Annotated in this window: 6 protein-coding genes; all 6 read right to left on the reverse strand. The window is 28.9% G+C overall.

Translation table 11 applies throughout. From position 1 onward, the window contains the following. Position 1: 1 nt before the first annotated feature. A complete protein-coding gene (locus DW911_RS09775) occupies positions 2-682 on the reverse strand; it encodes a glycosyltransferase family 2 protein (RefSeq protein WP_118433850.1) in 681 nt (226 codons plus the stop codon). Next, positions 679-1,563: a glycosyltransferase gene (locus DW911_RS09780; protein WP_199669473.1), complete on the reverse strand. Its 885-nt coding sequence runs from the start codon at positions 1,561-1,563 to the stop codon at positions 679-681. Before DW911_RS09780 ends, DW911_RS09775 begins: the two co-directional genes overlap by 4 nt. Then, positions 1,542-2,174, reverse strand: a complete 633-nt coding sequence (locus tag DW911_RS09785; protein WP_199589186.1) for a CatB-related O-acetyltransferase — start codon at positions 2,172-2,174, stop codon at positions 1,542-1,544. Before DW911_RS09785 ends, DW911_RS09780 begins: the two co-directional genes overlap by 22 nt. 84 nt (positions 2,175-2,258) lie before the next feature. Then, positions 2,259-3,707, reverse strand: a complete 1,449-nt coding sequence (locus tag DW911_RS09790; RefSeq protein ID WP_118433846.1) for an oligosaccharide flippase family protein — start codon at positions 3,705-3,707, stop codon at positions 2,259-2,261. Between the two features lie 26 nt (positions 3,708-3,733). Beyond that, positions 3,734-4,621: a glycosyltransferase family 2 protein gene (locus DW911_RS09795; RefSeq protein ID WP_118433844.1), complete on the reverse strand. Its 888-nt coding sequence runs from the start codon at positions 4,619-4,621 to the stop codon at positions 3,734-3,736. 24 nt (positions 4,622-4,645) lie between these two features. Next, the coding region (locus DW911_RS09800) for a GBS Bsp-like repeat-containing protein (protein ID WP_199669474.1) at positions 4,646-6,541 on the reverse strand (1,896 nt) is incomplete at its 5' end.

Here is a 6,541-nt window from a genome sequence, read left to right on the forward strand (position 1 = left end):
GCTACCTCTTTCTAAATGATTGAATAAATATTATCGAAATACACATTTCTAACATATATTTTAGTGATCGTATTGGATTCAAATAGCTTTCTCCAAATTCTCTATCTCTCATTTCTACTTGAACTTCACTAATTTTTTTCCCTTTTTTTATCATATAAACTAACATGTCCGGTTCAGGTGGATAATTTCTTTGATTCGCAAATTCATCAAACACAGTTTTTGAAAACATTCTCATTCCTGATGTGGGATCGTTAATTTTTTCACCTGTAGTAATTCTTATCAAGAAAGAAATCAATCTACTTCCTATCATTCTAGCTGAAAAGGGTTTCTTTTCATTAACAAAACGAGAACCTATTACAATATCATATCCTTTCGACAATTCCTCTGCCATTGTATCAATATAAGATGCCATATGTTGCCCATCACCATCAAATTGAATCATAGCGTCATATCCATTTTCTAAAGCATATTTAAATCCTATTTGTACAGCACTTGTCAAACCATAATTTATAGGCAAATGAATAACATTAAACCCTTCTTCTTTGCAAATACTATATGTATCGTCCTTTGAACAATCATCTATTATTACATAATCATTGCTCGTATTTTTTTTTATATCCCTAATCGTTTTTTTAATATTTTCTGCTTCATTATAAGCAGGAACTAATATTAGTGTTTTCATTTTTCTACATATACTCCCCTAATTTTTTTAAAATAATCTACTATTCCTCTTTTAACATATTTCATTCTTTTTTTCTTGCTATCTAATAACAAAAAATGAACTACTGGTCTTATTGAAAGCATCTCAATAAACATTATTTTATTTCTAATTGGTGTGTATTTTTCTTTAAGTAAATATATACAATCCCTTGTTTGATAATATTCTCTAATTGGTGAGCCAACCCTTACTCTCAACGGTCCTAATCTCTTTTCCCCTACACCTAATGTGTGATTCATAATAACGTTTTCGCTCATTGTGCACATTTTCCCTATTTGATTTAAGCGCCAACATAAATCCCAGTCTGCCATATCTAAAAAAACATTTTCATTCCAAAAATTGAGTTCTTTCAACGTTGAATACTTAATTAACATAGAGGATGTAATAATTGAGTTTACATGATATATTTTTTCAGATATAACAGTCTTTACTTTTGGAACTTCTAGCATATTGCTTGAATTATTAAAATATACTGGTCCAATACACCCAATCTCGTATCCTTTATCTTCAACTTCTAAATAGTCTTTTATCAAATTACTAATAAAACCATCATTTATTCTAGAGTCCTGGTCAAAAAATATTATGAAATCATCGTCATCGAAATGATATTTTTTTTCTTTTAATATTCTGTTAAAAGCCATTGACAGTCCTAGATTTTTACCAAAAAAACAATATTCTATCTTCTCATTATCGGAAGGCATCATTTTTTTATTATTACTAGGACTATTATCACAAACAAATATTTTATCAACTTGCTTTGAAATAATATCTATATTTTTAATATTTTCACTATCCGGATAATAGCATGTCATTAACGCGGCTATCATTTTGCTGTCCACTCCCATCTATTTTGTATTTTCTTTATTTGAATAACTGATTCAATATTTTCATTAAATAACACCTTATTTTCTTTAATTAAATCATCGTCAATCTTTGAGAAATCTATTTTTAATAATTCTTTTATCAAATCTTCAGAGAATCTATATTTTACAATTTTTGCTGGGATACCTGCAACTATTGCATATGGTGGAACATCTTTAGTTACAATAGAACCAGCTGCTATAACCGCACCTTGACCAATTTCAACTCCTGATAATATTATAGAACGTGTCCCAATCCAAACATCATCATGAACAATTATATCACCCTTACTAACCGCGCTTGTTCCCAATTCACCAAATATTTTTTCATTAAATGGATAAGTAGATATACGATGTAAGGGATGATCAGAGCTTAAAATAAATCTAACATCATCTGCAATAGAACAATAATTTCCTATATTTAATTTATATTTATCAACATTGATCAAAACATCTATAGGACCATAAGTCCCTTTCCCCACTGAAACACAATTAAAATCAGTAATATTAACATAAAAAGTATCGTTATGTTTATTAATTTTTCTCCATTTCATTTCCTTAATAGTAGTTATTATTAATTTTTTTATTGTTCTCAAAACCATACCCTCCAATGATAAAACTAATTATAATTATTCATTTGCATTTAATTCAGTTCTTGTTGTGTAAAATTCAATACGATACTAGTCTCTTTTTTTTATTTTATCAACTATATTGCTGACAATTGGATAAACAATTTCATTTTTTGATATAAGAAGTAAAAGCAAGTAGGTGAATGCACTAAGTCCTAAACATAAAATAGTTTCAATATACATATTTAGCTGAAATAAAAATACAATTCTACAAATAATATATATAATAACACACCCTAAAGCAGGAGCAGTTATTAAACCTAATAAATTATCAATTTTTATCCTTCTATCGAATTTTGGAATAAGTAATATCAATATCAGTAGCGATGAAGCGGCAGTAGACAGTGCAGCACCATTTGAACCAAACAGAGGAATTAAAAATATATTTGCAACTATATTAAATACTGCATTAATACAACAAACTTTCATATAATAATTTTCTTGTCCAGATGGCAACAGAATTATATTTCCAATAAATCCTCCACCAAACAACGAAAATAGCAATCCCACTGATAATATTTTCAATGTAGTAGTTGCTGCTAAATAACTATCACCACCAACTATATATATAATATTTTTAGAAATTGCAATAGTGCCCACTACACATGGTAACCCAAGGACCACGATCAATCCTAAAATTTTTCGCAATAATGAATTAATTTTAGGATAATCATTCTCTACAAAATATACAGATAATCTTGGTAAAACAACCCATAAAACAGACGCGATTAATTGATTTATTATGTTGATTATTTTTACAGCTGTACTATATAATCCCACATCGAAATCACCCTTTATAAGTCCTAACATTGTGATATCAGAACTATTAAAAATAGTTTGCGACAATAGCATGACAAACAAGCACAAAATTGGTTTCATATGTCTTTTCCAATCAATATTCCAAGTAATCTTTATATTACAAAATTTTTTTCTATAAAAGATATTCATAATATTAGCACCGCTTGTCGATAACACTGTAATTGCAGCATAAAGCATATAATCAGAAGGTTTCTTCACAAAAAGTAACGTTAATATCAAGGCTAGTGCTTCAAACACTACAGAACGAATTGTAATGTAAACATAATCTTCCATTGTTGTATTTATCCAATCAGCACCCAATGTTGTAAATAATATAGCTGTGCTTTGAATTATTATCAAATTTCTATAATTGTTTAAATCCTTAAATAAAATGATAGATAAAAATAGCAATACATACGCAATAATAGTTGTAAAAATATTGATAGAATATATTTCTGAAGCCTCCCTACTAAGCTTATTCTTATCATTTTTACATTTAGAGCACTCTCTAACAGCATATGTCGTTATACCTAATGTAGCTATCAAGGAAAAATAACTAACATAGGAACTTCCAAAATTAACTTTACCAATATATTCTGGCATTAATACTCTTGATACATATGGAAAGGTGATAAATGGAAAAATTATACTTGATGCTGTTTTTATTATATTTAAAATCGTATTTACTCTTAAACTTTTCATATTTTCCCTTTCTAGGCTACTTTTCTTTATATTCTTCTAAATACAGGTGGAAAAAAAGCGTGTCTCCTTATTTGTTTTTCATTATAAAATATATTTAAATAATTCTTATAATTTTCTAAGTTGTAAGAACATGGTTTCTTTAAGATTATAAAATCTCTATATAAATTAGTTACAAATTTACAATTTTGAAGCAACAAATAATGCAATGTTTCTACACTTATATATTTTTCAGTCATAAGTTGTAATAGTATGTTTGGATACTCTACACCAAATGCATAAAACACATTATAATTTCCTTTTTTACTATGCTGTGTATCTATTTCAGAAAAAAACAAATTATTATCTATTACATATCTATTTGCACTCTTATTGAAAAATAATATATCTGTATGTGGAAACAAACTGTTAAACGTATCTTTTTCTAAAATTTTTTCTAATTGGCTTTTCCATATACCTAATCCACCAGACCAAGATGAATATATTGATAATTCTTTAACAAAACTATCAAAGTCGTTAAACTCTTTAGTGTCACCAATATCAGCTAATGCCCCATTAGAGAAAAATACTACTGTTGAATCATCGTGTGTTCTAGCAAAGTCAATTAATCTTTCTATAGCGCCGTCCTTTAATTTTGCTCGATGGTTCAAAAATTTTATAAACTTTCCATTTGCTAGCTTAAAACATTCAATTTGGTTTAAAAAACCATTTGCAGTACTTTTTTTATAAAATAAATTTTCCTTTTCTTTATAATATTGATTTATAAACTGCATTAGTGTATCTTCTGAACCATTATCACAAATAACAACTTCATATAAAGAATTGTCAATTTTTTGACTATATATGCTATCAAGTACTATTTTTACCCACTCTGTCATACCATTTGTTGGTATACATATCGATAAATATTTTTCCATGCTTTCTCCTATCTAATAAGTATTTTACACATTGAACCAACAGCTAATATCTACATTGCCATTAATTCCAGGAATACTTCCTTTACTTGTATATTGCCACCCAAATTTACCATGATAATATGGATTTGTCCATCCCATTGTATTCGTATAGGCTGCCATCCATGACATATTTTGAAGTATATATGGGTGATTCAATACTCCTTGTAACATTGATCGATAGCTATAAAGTTGTGCTGTATATCCGTATTGGTTCATCCTACTGATAAATACTTGTGAATTTTGAACCGCTTGACTTGTAGATAACTGTGGTCTTTCTAAATCAAAATACACAGGATATGATAATTCAGACGGAGAAACACCATATTTTCTTAAAATATCAACAACAACTTGTGCCTCTGAATAAGCACCAGCGTTTTCATTAGCATAATCGTAAATATATACTCCGAATGGAATATTGTATCTTCTACACCCTGCTAAGTTATTTGCAAACTGGGGATCGTCTATATAATGTCCGTTTGGATGGGAAGCTATTCTTATAATAACTCCATCCACATCTCCATAACGCTTAACTGTTTCCCAATCAATGACACCATTATAACTACTTACATCAATTACTTTTTTAGATGGCATGTTACCTGCAATATTTCCATTGTTATCAAAGAAGTACTTTTGCCCATTCATGTATGCCCATCCCTGTCTAACAGTTGTATTTTTTATCTCATTGTAATCTAAAACTAATGCAGATACATTACCGACATTATCATATGCATAAATATGTGTAATATATGTACCAAATTCATAATTATGGTAACTTCTTAGAATTCTGAATGAATATTGGTTATTCCCTATGTATGAAGCCTGATGCCATACTAAATCATCTTGTCCATTTGTATAAGTCCATGTTGGGAACGAAACCTTAGTAACATTAAATTTAGAAGTCACTTTGCAAGTAATAGTATATCCATCATCATTCTTATCAGAAATATAAACATCACTAATATGAGGTAAATCATCATCTGGTTCACTAATTAAAGTGCTGCCATAAACATACCCATCACTTATTTCGTTATCATTATCATATGCATATACATGCGATACATAATTTCCATATTGATAATAATGATCCTTTCTATTGATTGTACATTTCCATTTCCCAGACTCAAATTGTGCCTCATGCCAAATCACATCATCTTGTCCATTTTTTTCTGTCCATGTCGGAACATAAACTTTACTTACTTTAGAGTCATCTTCAGCAACTATTTCTAAAGTGTATGACTCTGAATCTTTTGTTAAAAGTGTTGCAGATTTTATAACAGGCTTACTATTTTTTATGACAATATCATCTTTTACATAGACTCCTGTCTTCCCTGTGTTTGTCGCATATATATGTGTTATATATTTTCCTGATTCTCCATTATGATCTGATGTCTTGATTTCACATGTCGCCTTATATGTTCCATCTCCATTGTCTTTTACTTCCGCTTTATGCCATATCAAATCATCTTGCCCATTCTTTTCTGTCCATGTTGGCATTTCTACTTTTGTAATTTTACTATCGCTTTGAATATCACATGTTACTGTGTATCCTTTTCTTGTTTCGTTTTCTACTTTTACATTTGAAATCTTTGGTGTTGCTGTATCATTTACTGTTATTTCTAACGTTTTTACTGCTACTTCATTATCTTTGTTATAAACATATACATGTGTGTTATACTTACCTGTCTCATTTTTATGATCTTTAGTCTTTACTGTATATGTTGCTTCATATAAATTGTTTCCTTTATTTACAACACTTATTTTTGGCCATGTAATATCATCCTGTCCATTTTTTTCTGTCCATGTTGGCATTTCTACCCTTGATATTCCAGCTTCATCTCGAATTATACATTTTACTGTATATCCTTCACTTGTTTTATTTGT

Source organism: Erysipelatoclostridium sp. AM42-17 (assembly GCF_003480255.1).
Taxonomy (GTDB): Bacteria; Bacillota_I; Bacilli_A; order Erysipelotrichales; family Coprobacillaceae; genus Faecalibacillus.

What these genes read in the sequence shown, in the direction of transcription:
- DW911_RS09775 (WP_118433850.1), bottom strand. Translation starts at nt 682, where the DNA reads ATGAAAACACTAATATTAGTTCCTGCTTATAATGAAGCAGAAAATATT.
- DW911_RS09780 (WP_199669473.1), bottom strand. Translation starts at nt 1,563, where the DNA reads ATGGGAGTGGACAGCAAAATGATAGCCGCGTTAATGACATGCTATTAT.
- DW911_RS09790 (WP_118433846.1), bottom strand. Translation starts at nt 3,707, where the DNA reads ATGAAAAGTTTAAGAGTAAATACGATTTTAAATATAATAAAAACAGCA.
- DW911_RS09795 (WP_118433844.1), bottom strand. Translation starts at nt 4,621, where the DNA reads ATGGAAAAATATTTATCGATATGTATACCAACAAATGGTATGACAGAG.